This window comes from Providencia sp. PROV261, from assembly GCF_028477945.1.
Classification (GTDB): Bacteria; Pseudomonadota; Gammaproteobacteria; order Enterobacterales; family Enterobacteriaceae; genus Providencia; species Providencia stuartii.
In genome coordinates this window covers 56,416-75,438 of sequence record NZ_JAMPMC010000011.1, presented here as the reverse complement: position 1 = coordinate 75,438, position 19,023 = coordinate 56,416, and the positions used below count along the sequence as shown (strand labels likewise).

17 protein-coding genes are annotated in these 19,023 nt (G+C 40.5%); 11 read left to right on the top strand and 6 right to left on the bottom strand.

The features are described from left to right. Window positions 1-134: 134 nt before the first annotated feature. On the top strand, window positions 135-959 hold the full coding sequence (locus PR675_RS07665) for a YwqG family protein (protein ID WP_060561125.1): 825 nt from the start codon (window positions 135-137) through the stop codon (window positions 957-959). A gap of 73 nt (window positions 960-1,032) precedes the next feature. Continuing rightward, window positions 1,033-1,605, top strand: coding sequence for a UbiX family flavin prenyltransferase (locus tag PR675_RS07660; RefSeq protein ID WP_004921169.1), 573 nt, complete (start codon window positions 1,033-1,035; stop codon window positions 1,603-1,605). An 85-nt stretch (window positions 1,606-1,690) separates the two neighbouring features. Here the strand turns inward: PR675_RS07660 and PR675_RS07655 are convergent, their stop codons facing one another. After that, complete coding sequence (locus tag PR675_RS07655; RefSeq protein WP_004921167.1) at window positions 1,691-2,608, bottom strand: TIGR01777 family oxidoreductase; 918 nt, start codon at window positions 2,606-2,608, stop codon at window positions 1,691-1,693. Between the two features lie 298 nt (window positions 2,609-2,906). Between PR675_RS07655 and yfcD the strand changes: the two genes are divergently transcribed. From yfcD to PR675_RS07635, 4 genes are all read left to right on the top strand, one after another. Beyond that, the gene (yfcD, locus tag PR675_RS07650) at window positions 2,907-3,449 is read left to right on the top strand and encodes an NUDIX hydrolase YfcD (protein WP_004921163.1); all 543 of its coding nucleotides are present in this window, start codon (window positions 2,907-2,909) and stop codon (window positions 3,447-3,449) included. A gap of 203 nt (window positions 3,450-3,652) precedes the next feature. Further along, window positions 3,653-4,888 carry a M24 family metallopeptidase gene (locus tag PR675_RS07645; RefSeq protein ID WP_014656275.1) on the top strand — a complete coding sequence of 412 codons (1,236 nt, stop codon included), beginning with the start codon at window positions 3,653-3,655 and terminating at the stop codon, window positions 4,886-4,888. A gap of 18 nt (window positions 4,889-4,906) precedes the next feature. After that, a complete protein-coding gene (locus PR675_RS07640) occupies window positions 4,907-5,104 on the top strand; it encodes a DUF3311 domain-containing protein (protein ID WP_060561124.1) in 198 nt (65 codons plus the stop codon). Continuing rightward, window positions 5,101-6,555 (top strand): sodium:solute symporter family protein, encoded by a 1,455-nt coding sequence (locus PR675_RS07635; RefSeq protein WP_060561123.1) that lies wholly within the window; start codon window positions 5,101-5,103, stop codon window positions 6,553-6,555. Before PR675_RS07640 ends, PR675_RS07635 begins: the two co-directional genes overlap by 4 nt. A gap of 249 nt (window positions 6,556-6,804) precedes the next feature. On the opposite strand, the gene PR675_RS07630 is transcribed toward PR675_RS07635, so the two are convergent. The 3 genes from PR675_RS07630 to ackA form a co-directional block, all read right to left on the bottom strand. Beyond that, entirely contained in the window at window positions 6,805-7,839 is a 1,035-nt protein-coding gene (locus tag PR675_RS07630; protein ID WP_060561122.1) for a YopT-type cysteine protease domain-containing protein, read from the bottom strand. Window positions 7,840-8,029: 190 nt separating this feature from the next. After that, window positions 8,030-10,174 (bottom strand): phosphate acetyltransferase, encoded by a 2,145-nt coding sequence (gene pta / locus PR675_RS07625; RefSeq protein WP_014656270.1) that lies wholly within the window; start codon window positions 10,172-10,174, stop codon window positions 8,030-8,032. An 82-nt stretch (window positions 10,175-10,256) separates the two neighbouring features. Then, window positions 10,257-11,459 (bottom strand): acetate kinase, encoded by a 1,203-nt coding sequence (gene ackA, locus PR675_RS07620; RefSeq protein ID WP_004921151.1) that lies wholly within the window; start codon window positions 11,457-11,459, stop codon window positions 10,257-10,259. 603 nt (window positions 11,460-12,062) lie between these two features. On the opposite strand from ackA, the gene yfbV reads away from it, so the two are divergent. The 4 genes from yfbV (at window position 12,063) to PR675_RS07600 (ending at window position 15,752) form a co-directional block, all read left to right on the top strand. After that, a complete protein-coding gene (gene yfbV / locus PR675_RS07615) occupies window positions 12,063-12,518 on the top strand; it encodes a terminus macrodomain insulation protein YfbV (protein WP_004921149.1) in 456 nt (151 codons plus the stop codon). A gap of 127 nt (window positions 12,519-12,645) precedes the next feature. Further along, the gene (locus PR675_RS07610) at window positions 12,646-13,140 is read left to right on the top strand and encodes a YfbU family protein (RefSeq protein WP_014656269.1); all 495 of its coding nucleotides are present in this window, start codon (window positions 12,646-12,648) and stop codon (window positions 13,138-13,140) included. 20 nt (window positions 13,141-13,160) lie between these two features. Then, window positions 13,161-13,835 (top strand): sugar phosphatase, encoded by a 675-nt coding sequence (locus tag PR675_RS07605; RefSeq protein ID WP_014656268.1) that lies wholly within the window; start codon window positions 13,161-13,163, stop codon window positions 13,833-13,835. An 87-nt stretch (window positions 13,836-13,922) separates the two neighbouring features. Further along, entirely contained in the window at window positions 13,923-15,752 is a 1,830-nt protein-coding gene (locus PR675_RS07600; protein WP_014656267.1) for an SLC13 family permease, read from the top strand. Between the two features lie 338 nt (window positions 15,753-16,090). On the opposite strand, the gene yfbR is transcribed toward PR675_RS07600, so the two are convergent. Beyond that, the gene (gene yfbR / locus PR675_RS07595; protein ID WP_014656266.1) at window positions 16,091-16,672 is read right to left on the bottom strand and encodes a 5'-deoxynucleotidase; all 582 of its coding nucleotides are present in this window, start codon (window positions 16,670-16,672) and stop codon (window positions 16,091-16,093) included. 212 nt (window positions 16,673-16,884) lie between these two features. Here yfbR and PR675_RS07590 point away from each other — a divergent pair, with 212 nt between their 5' ends. Continuing rightward, window positions 16,885-17,244, top strand: coding sequence for a hypothetical protein (locus tag PR675_RS07590; RefSeq protein ID WP_004921139.1), 360 nt, complete (start codon window positions 16,885-16,887; stop codon window positions 17,242-17,244). A 527-nt stretch (window positions 17,245-17,771) separates the two neighbouring features. Here PR675_RS07590 and PR675_RS07585 read toward each other — a convergent pair. Next, window positions 17,772-18,986: a pyridoxal phosphate-dependent aminotransferase gene (locus PR675_RS07585; protein WP_014656265.1), complete on the bottom strand. Its 1,215-nt coding sequence runs from the start codon at window positions 18,984-18,986 to the stop codon at window positions 17,772-17,774. Between the last annotated feature and the right edge of the window lie 37 nt (window positions 18,987-19,023).

Sequence of the window (19,023 nt, the reverse complement as noted above, 5' to 3'; positions counted from 1 at the left end):
ATCGTTGTGAAATCAATATTTAAGTTAGGAATTAAAAGCACGTTATTAAAATAAAAATTTCCAGTTATATCTGATATATTGCTGTTTTTAATTGAGTATCTTGTTGTGAATATCCTCATGCATCTGGAGTTCTCATGATTGACCTAACAGCCTTACCCGATAACTTAAAGCCTTTTGTTGATAAAATCACGGCTACAGCTAAACCAACCATAGAGATGCAACTCACGCCTGTTGAACAGCCGATTTTGTGGGAAAGTCGTATTGGTGGCATGCCTTATTTGCCTTTAGGCTCAGATTTTCCTGTCGATAGTGATGGCATTCCTTTAAAACTATTGGCACAAATTAATTTCGCACAAATGCCGCCACTTGAAAACTATCCAACAACTGGATTATTGCAGTTTTTTATCGGCGGTGATGATTTGTATGGTGCGGATTTTGATGATCTACAAACCCAAAACGGTTTTCGCGTCATCTATTGGGAGAGTGTTATTGAAGATAACGCAAAACTCCAACAAGACTTCTCCGCCATTGAAGCCGCTTATGAAGATGAGTATTACTCACCAATAGAAGGGCAGTTTAGTCTCGAATTCACACCCGCGACACAATATATCAGCTCGAACGACTTTCAGTTTGGCCGCAAAATTTTAGATGTTGATGATCTGTATGATTACGAAGATCAGTTTGAAGGCGAGGATTTTTACGATGAATGGCTAGAACCTTACAATGAACACTTTGTGTCGAACGGTCATCGTATTGGCGGCTATCCTTTCTTTACTCAAACCGACCCTAGAGAGTATCGTAAAGAAATTCAGGACTATGTATTGTTACTGCAAATCGACAGTGATTATGAAACTGGCATTTTATGGGGCGATATTGGCGTCGGTAACTTTTTTATTCATCCTGAAGATTTAAAAAATAAAGATTTCAGCAAAGTGGTCTATAACTGGGATTGTGGTTGATAGATTTAAGGGCTTTTCATTGCGATAATTGCTACTATGGTTGTTGGTGATATCGAATCGTGCGGGGAGCAGAATGAAGAAGCTAATCATTGGGTTAACAGGAGCAAGTGGCGCAATCTATGGCGTTAGGTTATTAGAGGTGCTAAAACCTGTTAAGAATGTGGAAACCCATTTAGTGATGAGCGCAGCGGCCCGTCAAACCTTATCATTAGAAACACATTATAGTGTCAAAGAGGTTCAGCAATTAGCTGATCATCATTATGATAGCCGCGATATCGCCGCGGCTATTTCTTCCGGCTCCTTTCGTACAACGGGTATGGTGATTATGCCATGCACCATGAAAACACTTTCTGGCATTGTACACAGCTATACCGATACATTAGTCACTCGTGCTGCCGATGTGGTCTTGAAAGAAGGTAAAAAACTCGTTCTAGGGGTACGTGAAACACCGCTGCATTTAGGGCATTTAAAGTTACTGGTGCAAGCGGCTGAAATGGGAGCGGTCATTATGCCGCCAATGCCAGCCTTTTATCATCAGCCTAAATCCATTCAAGATATTGTTGACCAAACAGTGAACCGAATCCTCGATCAATTTGATATTGAATTAGACCAAGATTTATTTACCCGCTGGCAGGGTGGGAAATAGTTTTATTCGATTGCCAGTTATAAATTGTCGCCGTTTAGTTAATCTACTGACCATGACGCATTGAATGGTCAGTAGCCTGCTCAAACTAGCTCGTTGAACTATCACGTGTTTTAAATAAATCTTCTAAGGCGATTTTTAACTCAATATATTCAAATTGAAAACCCGCCTCTTCCAAGCGTTTTGGGATAGCTTGCTGCCCACCAAGCACTAACGTCGCTGCTTCACCCAAAATGGCCTTAATCATAAAGGCGGGAGTTCGAACAAAAGCGGGGCGGTTAATGACCTCGCCTAAAATAGCGGCAAATTGGTCATTATGGACAGGATAAGGCGCTGTCATATTAAAGGGGCCTGATAAAGTTGGGTTATCGAGCAAAAAACAGATAGCATTGACCATATCGTTAATATGTATCCATGGCATAAATTGTTTGCCATGACCAATTGGGCCACCAGCCCCCATTTTAAAGATAGGAAGGACTTTTGCGAGCGCACCTCCGTTTAATGACATCACAATGCCTGTACGTAATAAACAAACGCGGGTCGATGGTGATTGCGCATTTTGAGCAAGGGCTTCCCAATGTTGGCAGAGTTGATGAGTAAATTCATCGTGTGGCTGCTCTGATTCTGTGACAACGGCTTGGCCTTGATCGCCATAATAACCAACCGCAGAGCCAGATAAAAAAGTATGCGGTGGTGTTTTACTTGCAGCGATTAATTCAGTTAAGCGTTGAGTGATTTTCCATCGGCTATCACACAACAATTTTTTTTGTTCATCACTCCAGCGCTTTTCAGCGATAGGCTCCCCAGCAAGGTTAATCACAGCATCAAAATCATTGAGATCTTGCTTATCCTGTAGTGAAGTCCAACATTCGATAGCCTTACAAAAGCGGCTGTAGACTTTCTGCGGGGAACGGCTTAGTACTGTTACCTTATCAGAGCGAGCAACAAGCCGTTGTACGAGAGGTGTACCAATTAAACCGGTACCACCGGTAATAAGTATCCGCATAATCGCCTCCTGTGAAAAATTGGACTAATCAGTGTAAAGCTTATCTGAGCTAACTATAGCAGCTACTCAGAAAATTTGCTGAGACTGCATTGCATTTCCTAAAAATTCGCTTGTTGTTCCTGTAAATAGCCTATTATTAAAGCTCCTGCAACATGAAATCAATACTCAAATTTGTGTGCTATCACTTGCAAGGGGAACGTGAAAAGCATACCTTGTTACAGACTGTTTGCTTGACCGATTTCGGCAATAGTTCTATGGCATAAAAACTGTGTTAACAGGTTAAAAAAAGGTTTTAAGGATGGAAGAACAAACCGAAGTGGTTGAATGGGTTGACATTGTTGATGAGAACAATGAGGTTATCGCTCAGGCCACACGTAGCCAGATGCGAGCAGAGAACTTGCGCCATCGTGCTACTTACATTGTTGTCCATGATGGAATGGGCAAAATATTGGTACAAAGGCGAACGGATAGTAAAGATTTCTATCCGGGCTACTTAGATGCGACTGCTGGCGGAGTGGTGACTCAAGGTGAAAATATTTTAGATTCTGCTAAGCGTGAAGCAGAAGAAGAATTAGGCATTGCAGGCGTGCCGTTTGCTGAACATGGCTTATTTTATTATGAAGGCGAAAACTGCCGTATATGGGGTGGTCTGTTTAGTTGTGTGAGCCATGGCCCTTTTGCATTGCAAGAGTCTGAGGTGGTTGAGGTGAATTGGTTAACGCCAGCCGAAATTAGTGCTCGTTGTGATGAATTTACCCCTGACTCCTTAAAAGCGCTCTCTTTATGGTTAACACGGAATAATGAGTTTGAGAAAGCTATTTCGTGTGCAAATAATTCGTAACTTAACGACTTAAATTGATAAGGGCTATGCTTTAGCCCTTTAATTCATACTGTCTTCTATTCTATAGTGTTACTGATACTATATTATAACTATTAGTTATAATTAATAAGTGGGCTATTTGATATATTTATATGCCCACTGAATTATGCCTTCCTGCTAATTAATTCTTGGTCACCATGTTGCACCATCCGAGAGAATAAATAATGACAATTCATAAAGATGTATCTTCTTTAAAACAACAACACCTACAAAATGTCACGAATAAAGCCCGTGCGATTATGGAGCGAGAGGGGATTGAAGCCCTCGTAGCTACCGTGGGAGATAATTTTTATCACTTAACCGGTTTTGCTAGTTTCTTCATGTATACCTTTAGGCAAACAGGCTCGGCGATCGCGGTAATTTTTCGTGACCCATCAGTGAAATCGCTGGTGATTATGAATGAATTTGAGGCTGCAAATTTGCAATTGGAAATGCCTAATGCACAAGTGCGTACATTCCCAATATGGGTTGATGTGGATGATCCTTATCACCCTGATAATGGCAAAGTTGTTAAGCAAAGGCCTATTCATAGCCCGATTGAGACTATCTTTACGCTATTAAAAGATGCGCTGACCGAAGCCGATGTATATGGTAAACCTGTCGCCATTGAATTGGGTCAAATCAGCCATATGGGGAAAGTGTGGCTAGACAAGGTGATCCCAGAATTAAATCTAGTGGATTCCGCTCCGCTCTTCAATGAATTGCGCGTTATCAAGAGTGAATGGGAAATCGCTCACTTAAGAAAAAGTGCTCAAATTACAGAAGCGGGTATTCAAGCTGCTAGCGAATTAATCAAAGTGGGTTGTACTTCCGCTGAATTAACCGCAGCTTTTAAAGCTAAAGTGATGGAGTTTCCAGAAACTAACTACAGTCGTTTCAATTTAATTTCAGTCGGCAGTGATTTCTCCCCAAAAATGCTACCGGAAAATGTGCCTGCGAAAGAAGGGGATCTTATTAAATTCGATTGTGGTGTTGATGTTGCGGGATATGGGGCTGATATTGCAAGAACCTTTGTTGTTGGCAATGCTAACGATAAAGTTAAAGAGATTTATCAAACCATACATAAAGGCCATGAATACATGCTCAACCGTGTCGCTCCCGGGGTACGTTTAAGTGATGTGTTCAATGAAACTATGGCATTAATTCGCTGTTCTGGCTTACCACACTATAACCGTGGTCACTTAGGGCATGGAGATGGCGTATTTGTCGGGTTAGAAGAAGCCCCTTTTGTGAGTGCAGCGACGACTGATGTGTTTCAGCCGGGAATGGTGATGAGCCTAGAAACACCTTATTACGGTATCGGCATTGGCAGCATTATGATTGAAGACATGCTGCTAGTCACTGAAGAGGGAGTTGAGATGCTCAGCCATTTGCCACGTCATTTGGTTTCTGGTGGTTAAGTAAGAAGGAATTAATGTATGAAATGGTATCACTTTTTGGTGCTCTTCCCGCTACTGGCTCTAACTGTGGGTATTTACTATGCCAATCGCGTAGAGCCTTTTGTTATGGGATTGCCTTTTTTAATGTTTTGGATTGTGGCTTGGGTGGTGATCAGCGCTTTAATTATGCTGCTAATTAATATTTTAGACTCTAAAAAGAATAAGGAAAAACAATGAGCTACGCTTTAGTTGTCATTACACTGTTTTTCCTATTGAGTATCTACCTTGCATTAAGGTCGAAAAAAGGTAAAACCATGGATCACGAAGGGTGGTCTGTTGGTGGACGTAGTTATGGCGCTTTATTAGTCTTTTTACTCAGTGCAGGTGAAATTTATACTACCTTTACTTTTTTAGGGGGGAGTGGCTGGGCATATGGGAAAGGGCCTGCCATATTATACACATTGGCGGTTAACGCTTTTATGGGGATATTTCTATATTGGGTGCATCCTCGTGTATGGCGATTTGCTAAGCAGAATGATATTAGAACCATCTCTGACTTTTTTGGGGCAAAATATCAAAGCCAAGGCTTAGCACTATTGATTAGCCTAATTTCCATTGTGGCGATGGTACCCCTTTTCGTATTGCAGCTTAAAGGGCTTGGTATTATTGTTTCTCAAGCCTCTTATGGTGCTATTCCCGCAGATATGGCGATTTGGATAGGCATCATTGCAGTGACCTTGTTTGTGATGATTTCAGGTATTCATGGTTCAGCATGGACATCGGCATTAAAAGATTTGATGATCTTAATTGTTGTTGTCTTTATCGGTGTTTATATTCCCTTGCATTACTACGGTAGTTTTGGCGATATGTTCCGTGCTATCGATACGGCTAGCCCAGGCTTTCTGACATTTTCTGAGCAGGGATTGAATATTCCGTGGTATATCTCAACTATCTTTTTATCTGTAGTGGCTTATTTTTGCTGGCCGCACTATATGGCCGCCGTATTTACAGCTAAAGATGAAAAGTCATTAAAGCGTAATAGTATTCTCATTCCTGCATACAGCTTGATTATGCTGTTTGCGTTCTTTGTTGGTTATGCTGCAATATTACAAATACCGCATCTTGATGGCTCAATGGTGGATTTATCGTTATTTGAGATCGCTAAAACCACATTTTCACCGCTTATTGTTGGTCTTATTGGTGCCGCGGGTATGCTGACGGCATTAGTACCTGGTTCAATGTTATTATTGACGACGTCTAATATGTTGGCGGGAGTGGTGCAAAAAGCATTAAATGTGAGTGAAGAGAAACGTCAATCAGGAATTTATGCGCGTTTTATGGTGCCTTTGGTTGCGTTAGTGAGTTTGTACTTTATTTTTCACAGCAACGACACATTAGTGGCTATCATGTTATTAGGTGTTAATATTGTTGCACAATTTTTCCCCGCGTTATTGATGAGCTTTAGAAAACATAACCCTATGACGGCGACGGGGGCAATGGCTGGTATTATCGCAGGGGTCATTTTCCTTGCAGTGACTTATATTGAGCACATTTCGTTATCGCAACTGTTCCCTTGGTTAGGCAAAGGGCTTGAATTTATGAATATCGGTATCGCTGCATTTGTGTTAAATATTATTGTTGCAACGGTCGTATCGTTATTGATGTGTAGAAAGCAAAAAGCGATTTAGATGCTATTGTTGATAGGGCAGTGTTTTTGCCCTATCAATCAGTTAGTTATTTCTAATAGGTGGTGTAGCGGTTATTTGCTGGTATGGTTTTTAATATTTTAGTTTTATAACCCCATAAGTTAAATTGTTTTTCTGTGATGTTTTAATTTGCTACTTTTCATTCTTAATGCTTTTGCATCTTGGTTTACCAAGCGCTCATCTATTCTTGGTGCTTGGATATAATTGAATGTTTGATTTGCAGCCAGTGAGCTAGACAAACTGACAGTTTTTTTCTTCAGTTTTGGCTCTCATTTCAAACTTATATGACTTATCATTAAACAGAGCATCTAAGAAGTTAAAAAAATGACTTTTATCGGTTGTTTTAAATAGTCCTTTATTCGGTTCGAAAAATTCAAAAATAGGTTTACCATTTCTATATTTAACGACAATTCCCATTGAGTGCGTTTGACTGCACAGGTTACCAATAATATCCTTTTTCTTTATTAAGCAATCTTCAATGTGTGCTTTTAATTCTTTGGATGTAAAGGTGATATCGAAATCAATAGATGTAATTGAGTCATAATGTATATTTTGTATATTTTCAAGCTGTGTTAATCTTTCTTTTGTAAGCTCTAAATAATAATCTTTCACTAAAGAGAAAAATAGTGGAAAGCGCAGTGAGTCTATTTCGCTTTCATTCTGAAAACATTTTGAAGAGACATCACTAACTAAGTTATTATAACGGTTTTTTTCTAATTTAAGAGGAGGATTAAGTGCATCATGGTAAACTTTATTGATAAACTCGTGTAGCTCTAGATATAAATGTTTTTCATCCTCTTTAATTGATAACGTGTTTTTTTGAAATAACCTATTTATGTAATCACAGTCATCTTCATTATATTCTTTTTTTATTTTATTGAATTTATTCAGTATATCTCTTAAAAAATAAATCATGTGATGATGATTTTGAATGTTCCTAGCTTTATTGAAATTCTGATTTAACAAGGCCTCACTATGTTTTTTAAAGGCTTTATAATGATAGGTGTCTTTTAAAAAATCAACCAACTTTATTTTTTTTATGTTTTTATAAGCGTTATATGTCTCAGTGACATAGATCTCTTCTTGGTTTGCATGAGCATAATATAAAAAAGAGTTAGTTAGCCCATAACAGATCCCATCTTGTAAACTTTTCATATTATCTACCCCAATTATTTTTTTAGAAAAATTATTTTTTGAGGTGTTTTTAAAATGGTTGATAATATCAACTTGCTCAAATTTTACTGAATATTTAAAAGCATCTAGCATGCTCATCTCCGCGCTTAATTATATTTTAAATGTTCCTTTATTATTACTATTAATGGTAATTAATCTTGCAATTTTCAGCAGTTAAGAGGAGATGAGGAAAAGCGTCTCGCGTATTTTTGTTAGATAAAACAAAGCCAACCGTTTTTGTTCAGTTGGCTTTTTAATTAAGACAAAATGCTAATAATTTATATTAGGCATTTTCATTTTGTACGGCTTGGATCGCTGTCAGAGCAACGGTGTAAACAATATCATCGACCAATGCACCACGTGATAGGTCGTTAACCGGTTTACGCATACCTTGCAGCATTGGACCAATAGAAACGAGGTCGGCTGAACGCTGAACCGCTTTATAAGTCGTGTTACCCGTGTTCAAGTCAGGGAAAATAAACACGGTAGCTTTACCTGCAACAGGTGAGTTTGGTGCTTTTGATTTCGCGACATCTGCCATCACAGCCGCATCATACTGCAATGGACCATCAATCATTAAGTCTGGACGTTTTTCTTGTGCTAAACGAGTTGCTTCACGCACTTTCTCAACGTCACTTCCTGCACCTGAATTACCAGTAGAGTAGGAGATCATTGCAACACGAGGTTCGATACCAAAGGCTTTCGCGGAATCTGCTGATTGGATAGCAATCTCTGACAGTTGCTCTGCGGTTGGGTCTGGGTTGATCGCACAGTCACCATAAACGAAGACTTGCTCAGGGAGTAGCATAAAGAAGACAGAAGAGACTAATGAGCTACCCGGCGCTGTTTTGATCAATTGCAGAGGTGGACGGATAGTATTTGCTGTGGTGTGGACGGCACCGGATACGAGACCATCAACTTCACCTTTTTCGAGCATTAATGTACCCAAAACAACATTGTCTTCAAGTTGCTCACGAGCAACAACTTCGGTCATGCCTTTGTTTTTGCGTAGCTCAACTAGGCGAGCAACATAATCTTCGCGTACCTTCACAGGATCAACGATTTCGATGCCTGTACCAAGCTCAATACCTTGCGCAGCAGCGACACGGCGAATATCTTCTGGATTACCTAACAGTACGCAAGTTGCAATACCACGCTCTGCACAGATAGAGGCAGCCTTAACCGTACGTGGCTCATCACCTTCTGGTAAAACAATACGCTTACCGGCTTTACGTGCTAGTTCAGTTAATTGATAACGGAAAGCAGGTGGTGATAGGCGGTTAGGACGCTCAGAATCAGCCACGAGTGATTCAATCCATTCACTGCTAATATGACGAGCAACGTAGTTTTGAATTTTTTCAATACGTTCATGGTCATCCGCAGGCACTTCTAAGCTGAAACTTTGTAGATTCAGTGAAGTTTGCCATGTATTGCTTTTCACCATAAATACAGGTAGACCTGTTTCAAAAGCTTGTTCACAGAGTTGGCGAATAGGCTCGTCGATTTGGTAGCCGCCAGTTAGCAGGATTGCACCAATTTCAACGCCATTCATTGCCGCAAGAGACGCAGAAACTAATACATCTGGGCGGTCTGCCGAAGTCACTAAGAGTGAACCCGGGCGGAAATGCTCAAGCATATGAGGAATACTACGAGCACAAAAAGTCACTGATTTCACGCGGCGAGTATTGATTTCACCTTCATTAACAACGTCGGCATTCAAGTGTCTTGCCATGTCGATGGCACGCGTTGCAATCAGGTCAAAGTTCCAAGGGATTGATGCTAGAACCGGTAGACTTAGGCACTCTAAATCTTTTGCTGTGATATTCGCAATGGTTGCTTTGGTCGAATCATCAAAGATTTCAGAGAGGTCAGGGCGAGTACGACCTTGCTCATCAACAGGGGCATTCACTTTATTGACGATAACCCCGATAATATTTTTATTGCGTTGGCCGCCGAATTCGTTACGTACTAACTCAAGGCGCTCTTTCATTTGAGTTATATTGCTGTTACCCGGTGCGGTGACAAACACAATTTCTGCACCTAAGGTTTTTGCGATGTCATAGTTCAGAGACTGTGCAAAAGAGTGCTTACGCGTTGGCACTAAACCTTCGATTAATACCACTTCAGCATTTTTAGTTTGCTCATGATAACGGGCAACAATCTCTTCCATAAGCACGTCTTTTTTTGAAGAGGTCAGTAATGACTCTACATATTCCATTTTTAATGGTTCGACGATAGTGGTGAGACTTGAATGAGAGCGTAAAACTTCAGTGGTTTGATCTTTACTACCGGAAATACGTGGCTGAGCGATAGGTTTAAATACGCTCAACTGGACACCTTTTTGTTCCATTGAACGAACGACACCTAAGCTGACGCTGGTCAAACCAACGCTAGTGCCGGTAGGAATTAACATAATTGTACGAGACACGGGAACCTCTTTAATCGGTTACTCTAATAAAACAGTATCATAAAGTAGTACCGCCAGCGGGTTAGGCTGGCGGTAGAGAATCTTAAGCGGTTAAGCGTGCTGAATCTTGAGCAATCACTAACTCTTCGTTAGTTGGGATAACCAGCGCAGGGCGGCTGTTATCTGTGGTGATTAAGCCTTCTTTACCGAAACGTGCAGCTAAGTTGCGCTCATGGTCGCACTCGAAGCCAAGTAGAGCCAGTTTCTTCAGCGTTAACTCACGTACTTGCGCAGAGTTTTCGCCGATACCGCCAGTAAAGATAATGGCATCAAGACGGCCTTCCATCAATGCACAGTATGCACCGACATATTTCGCTAAGCGATGGCAGAAAACGTCCATAGCGCGTTTAGCGTCGGCTTTGGTTGCATAGTTATCTTCAACATAACGGCAGTCACTAGTCACACCGGTTAAGCCGAGAAGGCCAGACTCTTTTGTTAGCAACTTGTTGATCTGCTCAACGCTCATGCCGAGTGAGTCATGTAGATGGAAAATGATCGCAGGGTCGATATCACCACTACGCGTTCCCATGACTAATCCTTCTAATGGTGTCAGACCCATAGAGGTGTCAACACATTGACCGTTAACAACCGCCGTCACCGAGCCACCATTACCTAAATGGCAGGTAATAACGTTAAGCTCTTCAACCGGTTTATTCAATTTTTTCGCCGCTTCACGGGAGACATAGTAGTGGCTAGTTCCGTGAGCGCCATAACGACGGATACCATGCTCTTCATATAATTCATATGGTAGTGCATATAGGTAAGCTTCTTCAGGCATAGTTTGATGGAACGCAGTGTCGAAAACCGCTACGTTTTTGTGTACTAAATGAGGGAATGCCTTTCTCGCTTCCTCGATACCAATCAAGTGAGCTGGATTATGCAAAGGTGCAAATGGCACTGCTGCTTTAATGCCTTCAACGACGTCGTCATTGATCAAAACAGATGAGGTGAATTTCTCGCCACCATGAACAATACGGTGACCAATAGAAGAAATTTGAGCAGACAACTCAGGTTTTGCTGCAAGAATAGTGTTAACAATGAAATTCAGTGCTTCACTGTGTGCCGCGCCTGCACCTAATTCAGCTTCATGCTTAGCGCCGTCCATTTTCCACTTAATACGAGCTTCAGGCAGATTAAAGCATTCAGCTAATCCAGATAAATATTCATCGCCATTGGTTGGATCGATGATGGCGAATTTCAGTGAGGAGCTACCGCAGTTTAGTACCAGTACCAGCTTACTTGACATGGAAATACCTATCGTTAATTGTTGTTGTGAAGCCTTTAAGTTGCAAAAGCATAAAAAGACTTTGTAAAAAGTATGGTATCGCTAGAGACTAGCGCATTTGACACCTGATATTTCATGATTGATATCAATGATAATGTCAAAACTACATGTATCGGTGCCTAATAAAGGGTTAAAAAAGCCGTGTTTTTAATTGCATTAAGCGCATGATGAGTGAACTTAATGACTGGCGTTGAAATAACACGCAAAAACCCCAATATATATCAAAGCTGTAGAACAATTGAAACCAAGCATAAATTAACAGACTTCTACAGCGATGCTAAATGCGGCCAATTCTACTAAAATTATTTTATATTTTGTATGTTTTTTTTAGAAATGGCCGGTTTGATTGATTAAAATCATAAGCACCGTAAAAAATACGCATTTTATGCAAATTTACCTATCAATCAGGATAGCTGATTTCGCCAAAAATGATCAGATTTGTGCGGCAATAATTGAAAATTATCTATTTGTGCTTATTCATAGGCATTGCTGTTAAAATGGCGTAAGGTAAGTATTAAATGTGTTATTTCTTTATATAGGTTTGCGAGTCATAGGAAGGAATGTATGAGTACATTACAAAACTCACCATCGGGTTTTTTTAAACGATTTAGGTTGGGGAATCTGTACCTAAAAACGTTTCCTATGGAGAAAAAGTTAACCCCAATCTTCCCTGAATTGCGCATGATCAAGGCGACTCGGTTTGGTATTCGCTATATGCCGCCTATTGCTATCTTTACACTGACTTGGCAAATCGCACTAGGGGGAGACCTCGGTCCTGCGGTTGCAACAGCACTATTTGCTTGCAGTTTACCGATGCAGGGTTTGTGGTGGCTTGGTAAAAGAGCATCAACTCCACTTCCCGCCAGTTTGTTGAGTTGGTTCTACGAAATTCGAGAAAAATTTGTACAAGCAGGGATTGCGATGGCGCCTGTAGAAGGGCAGCCTGATTACTTGGCATTAGCACAATTGTTACAACGAGCATTTAAGCAATTAGATAAGTCATTTATGGACGATATTTAAATTAAAAGTCCGATTTAACAACAAGTAACGCAAAAAGCCTGTCTAGATCAATAAAAGTGATGTTTTCACTGTCCATCATGAAATTTGAATGCGAAGATGAGCTAAAAATTTTCCGAGGAGAAGCATGATGGAAATGACCAACGCACAACGCCTAATTTTATCTAACCAATATAAAATGATGACTATGCTCGATCCTGAAAATGCGGATCGTTATCGCCGTCTACAAACGATTGTAGAGCGGGGTTTTGGTTTGCAAATGCGTGAGCTTGATAGAGATTTTGGTGAATTAAGTGAAAGCACTTGCCGTACCGTCATTGATATTATGGAAATGTATCATGCTTTACAGGTCTCATATGGCAATATGAGTGACCCACAAGGCATTGACGCGCGTCGAGTACAATTTTTAGGTTTTGATGCAGCAACAGAGGCGCGTTATTTGAGTTATGTTCGCTTTATGGTTAATACGGAAGGTCGCTATACGCATTTCGATAGCGGAACTCATGGTTTCAACTCACAAACACCAATGTGGGATAAATATGTGCGGATGCTGGGGATCTGGCGTGCATGTCCTCGCCAATACCACCTATCTGCGGTAGAGATTAGTCAAATTATTAACGCATAATGCGTTTGTAAGGGGTAAAAGTGGAGTTAAAAGCAAAAGGTTTACTATTTGATCTTGATGGTACACTTGTCGATTCATTAGCTGTTGTTGAGCGCTGCTGGTGCTTATTTGGTAAAGAGATAGGGGTAGCGCCAGAAGAAATCATTCGTTTTATCCATGGGAAACCTGCGCTAACCAGTTTACGCCACTTTATGCCTGATGCCAGTGAAGACGAAATTAATGCTCGTTTTCGCTGGTTAGAAGAAATGGAAGCTTCCGACACTGAAGGTGTTATTGCGTTATCAGGCGCCGTAGCACTGCTCACCCGTTTAGAGGAGTTAGGGGTGCCTTGGGCTATCGTAACCTCAGGAACCGTACCGATAGCGCATGGTCGTCAACAAGCAGCAGGATTACCCGAACCCAAACATTGGGTCACATTTGAAAAAGTGACAAAAGGTAAGCCTGATCCTGAACCTTTCCTATTAGGGGCAAAATGCCTAAATTTAGATCCACAAGCGTGTATTGCATTTGAAGATGCACAAGCAGGCATTCACTCAGCCCTTGATGCAGGCTGCCAAGTGGTCGCTGTTCATGCCCCAGAGAGTATGCCAAGAAGAGAACAAATTCATGCAATAATCAGTTCATTAACGCAAATTTCGGTATCTGGCCCAGACAAAAATGGTGTTTTCACACTATCTGTATCAAAAAATGTTTAATACCGAATTAATCAAAGAAATTCTCCGCTAAACATGGTTAACTAAAGGAATTGATTAGCACTGTTTTTTTCGTCGAAAGGGGATGCTTTGAACGGAGAATTGCTGTGGGTGTTAACCCTGCTACTGATAGCTATCGTACTGTTTACCACAAACAAAATTCGGATGGATGTGGTCGCGTTATTGGTTATCGTTGCATTTGTTCTAAGTGATACTTTAACTTTAGAGCAAGCCACTGCGGGTTTCGCCGATCCTAACGTATTATTGATAGCGGCGTTATTTGTGATTGGTGATGGCTTGGTTCGAACAGGGATCGCCTATCAAATGGGCGATTGGCTGGTTCGTGTTGCAGGTAGTAGTGAAAGCAAGATGTTAGTATTTTTAATGCTAACGGTTGCTGGGCTAGGCGCTTTTATGAGTTCTACAGGGGTGGTGGCTATTTTCATCCCTGTTGTACTGAGTGTTGCCGCCCGCATGAAAATCTCTCCAGGTCGCATGATGATGCCATTAGGCTTTGCGGGCTTAATTAGTGGCATGATGACATTAGTTGCGACACCACCGAACATGGTGGTCAATAGTGAATTGGTCAGGGAAGGCATCAAAGGGTTTCAATTCTTCTCCATTACACCAATTGGTATTGTGATTTTATTGGCGGGTATCGCCTATATGTGGGTTGCCCGCCGCTGGTTAGGAAGTAGTGAACCCGATAAGCTCCCCGAACGTTATCAACGTACCTTTCGTGACCTCATTCGTGACTATAAATTAACCGGTAGAGCGCGCCGTCTTGCCATCCGTAAAGGCTCGCCATTAATTGGTCATTCCCTTGATGAATTGCATTTACGCTCTCGCTATGAAGCTAACGTGGTAGGCATTGAGCGCTGGCGGAAATTTCGCCGTGTTATGGTCAGTGCAACAGGGGGAACAGAACTTAGAGAGCAAGATGTATTGCTGGTAGATATTTCTGTCAGTGATGATGAGTTACGCCAATTCTGTTTTGAACAGAAACTGGAACCGATGATTTTACGCGGTGACTATTTTTCTGATCAATCTCGAGATGTTGGTATGGCGGAAGTGTCTATGAACCCAGATTCTGAATTATTGGGTAAAAGTCTTCGCGATATTAAGTTTCGTACTCGTTATGGCCTAAATGTTGTGGGGATCCGCAGAGATGGCAAGGCCATGGATGGTAAATTAGTTGATGAACCATTGAGGCTCGGTGATATTCTCTTGGTCATTGGGGATTGGAAACTGATCCGCATTTTGTCGACGAAACCGCGCAATTTTATTGTGTTAAACCTTGCTGCTGAAGTAGAGGCCGTCGCTCCAGCCGCCTCACAAGCTCCCCATGCGCTGTTTTGTCTGGCATTGATGGTCGCTATGATGGTAACAAATGAAATTCCTAACTTTGTTGCAGCGTTGATTGCGTGTTTATTAATGGGGAAATTCCGTTGCATTGATATGGAGAGCGCCTATAAGTCTATTCACTGGCCCAGTATCATTCTGATTGTTGGGATGATGCCGTTTGCATTGGCGCTTCAAAAAACGGGCGGGATCTCATTGGCGGTTGATGCCCTCATGGAGGTCGCGGGTAATTTGGGGCCACATGTCATGCTGCTATGTCTATTTATACTTTGTGCCACAATAGGTTTATTTATTTCTAATACCGCTACGGCCGTTTTAATGGCGCCTATCGCGATTGCTGCGGCACGTCAGATGGAGGTTTCACCACTACCGTTTGCGATGATTGTTGGGATTGCAGCTTCTGCGGCATTTATGACGCCAGTCTCGTCACCAGTGAACACATTAGTGCTAGGCCCTGGGGGCTATAAGTTTGGTGATTTTGTCAAAATTGGTGTGCCATTTACCATCATCGTGATGATTATAAGCGTATTATTAGTACCTATTCTTTTTCCTTTCTAATGAGAATGAAGCCCTTTATCAGAGGGCTTCTACTTCTTTTTGTATTCATTAAAAAACGTAACCCTTAATAGCTTAAATAACTTGAGATCGGCTTAAGCTGACTTCAGATTAACGCTTATGATAATTGGCCTGTAAAATACATGATTAAAAGTGGCAAAAAATAGCAAACAAAAAACAATGTCTATTGTTCTCATAGAGAGAGTGATCATGGAAAAGTTATATTAGGTATTAATGGTGATTCAAGACGACTGGATATCGATTTCCCGACAGTATTAAAAGAATGAGAGTGAGTGTTATTGATTAAACTGGAATGAAAAGTACCATTCCAGTTTTGAAGATTAATGGCTAATTTCATCAAGAGATAGTTTAAAACCAGGTACAAAAATCTCGATAAAATAATCCATCTCGGGGCTTTGTCGCTCAGCAAGGATTTTTTCAAGGCGTTTTTTGGCTAATTTAAATTCACTATTTCCGGCAGATAACTCTTCTAAACATTTTAAATAAGCGCACAGCGAGTCAGCCTGTTTAACAATGCTGTGCTCTTCATCCGATTGCAACTCTTCAATGAGAAGTGGCTTGAAATCCTCTTGTAGCTCTTCTGGAAGCATATCTAGCAATTTTTGCTGGGCAAATTGTTCTATCTTTTTATATTCATGCGCAATCTGTGAATTGTGATACTTAATCGGGGTGGGAAGGTCACCCGTAATCACTTCACTGGCATCATGGTACATTGCTAATAAAGCAATGCGTTCAGCGTTAACGTGACCACCGAATTTGCGGTTTTTGATAATCGCCAGCGCGTGAGCGACCATGGCAACTTGTAAGCTATGCTCTGAGACATTCTCAGTACGGACATTACGCATTAGCGGCCAGCGATAGATGAGTTTCATTCGTGCAAGATGGGCAAAAAAGTAGCTCATAAAACCTCATTAAATGGGCAAAGAAACGATTATATTATAGTCTATTTAAAATAGATATTGGTTTGTCAAAGGTTAAGGAAATTAAAATAGAAGTAAATTAATAATTTAAGTGATTTTATATCGCTAATCATTCATTTATTTTATATCTGCTGTAAAACAGCATTAATTAAATTTATTTCTATTGATAGCATGAGAAACTATATGGAGGGTTTATGCCTTGGAATTTGGGGTTTATTACATTTGAAAATTTTTGGCATGAAAAATTAAAATATGTCAGATTACATCATACGGCCGCTCATGGTAAGCCAACAGATATGACACTTTATAATATTGAGCATGGGAAGATTATAAAAAAAGCAGGTTCATTTGAGTATTCAGGCTATGAAGATTATTGGCGACTAGAAATAATAACAGAGCGAGGAGAAAGATTTATTACAAAAAATAACTTTTACTGTTCTATTACTGAAGATGATGACCCAACAGTTATTGTTGGTGTTAATGGTGATGCAAGAACCATGTATATTGCATTTTCTCACTCAAGTGGTTGCAAAACTAAACTACTAAGAGCCTAGTAAAGCTAATTTAAAAGAGAAGAGATAATGCTATCATAATAAGATAGTAGCTTTAATTTTATTAGGCCAATATACTTTTATAGAACGTCTGTTTATGATGTTCTTTTATTGTTGTTTTATTTGTTTTTAATTATTGTTTGATCTGCGGTGATAAAAATCTATAATCAGGAATAACATTCTTAATAAATAATGGTAGGGGATAATATGAAATACTTTCCAATTATATTATTGCTATTCTTTTTAGCAGCAGTTTATTTTATTTCTATTATATGATTATTGATAAACGATAATAAATAAGTCTGAATCATCTTTTTAAGAGTATTAACAAAACGTTGTTCAATAAAGAGGTGATAGGCCGTCTATTGTGTTTGCTGAATGCTTAGCTCTATTGTCTCAATAAGACAGCAGGGCTTTTTTATTTTCTAGCTTAAATTGGAAAAGTAATAAATGTTAAGCCGTAACAGACGATTCATAAAAAACACTCCCTTTTTTGAGGGAGTGTTTCTGTCTTAACGATTAATGAAGCATTATTGGCGATAATTTTCGATAAAACGACCAAATTTATTAATTGCCATTTCAAGATCATCTGCATAAGGCAGGGTCACGATGCGGAAGTGATCCGGCTCTGGCCAGTTAAATGCAGTACCTTGTACAAGAAGCACTTTTTCTTGTAGTAATAAATCAAGGATCATTTTCTGGTCATCATGGATATTGAAACGCTTAATATCGATTTTAGGGAACATATACAGCGCGCCTTGTGGTTTTACACAAGAAACCCCTGGGATTTGGTTAATTAGTTGCCAAGCACGTTCACGTTGCTCATATAACCTACCACCGGGTTGAATAAATTCGCTGATGCTTTGATAGCCGCCGAGCGCTGTTTGAATAGCATGCTGCATAGGAACGTTAGCACACAGGCGCATTGATGCTAACATTTCGAGACCTTCAATATAGCTCTTAGCTTGTTGTTTCGGCCCGTTTAATACCATCCAACCTTGGCGGAAACCTGCCACACGATAGGTTTTTGACAATCCGTTAAAAGTGACGGTCAGTAAATCTGGCGCTAATGCCGCAATTGAGTGATGCACGGCACCGTCATACAGGATTTTATCGTAAATCTCATCGGCAAAAATAATAAGGTTGTGTTGGCGTGCAAGCTCAACGATTTCTAACAATAACTCTTTACTGTAAACCGCGCCGGTTGGGTTATTTGGGTTAATGATGACAATTCCGCGAGTGCGAGGCGTAACTTTTTTACGAATATCATCAATATCAGGCATCCAACCTTGCTGTTCATCACACATATAATGAACTGCATTACCACCGGATAAAGAAACTGCCGCAGTCCACAACGGGTAATCAGGGGCAGGTACTAGCATCTCATCACCATTATTGAGCAGCGCTTGCATTGCTTGCACAATCAGTTCAGAAACACCATTACCAATATAAACGTCTTCAACCGTCATTTCACGAATATTGCGAGCCTGATAGTGCTGAACAATGGCTTTACGTGCGGAATATAATCCTTTTGAATCACAATAACCTTGCGAGCTCGGTAGATTACGCAATACATCGACCAGAATTTCATCTGGGGCTTCGAAGCCAAACGGTGCCGGATTACCGATATTTAGCTTGAGGACTTTGTTACCTTCTTCTTCTAAGCGCTTTGCTTCTTTTAATACAGGCCCGCGAATGTCGTAACAGACATTATCAAGCTTGTTAGATTTTTTAATGTTATTCATTCGTTCTCTCATTACCCTATTTGGGAAGACTTAAGTA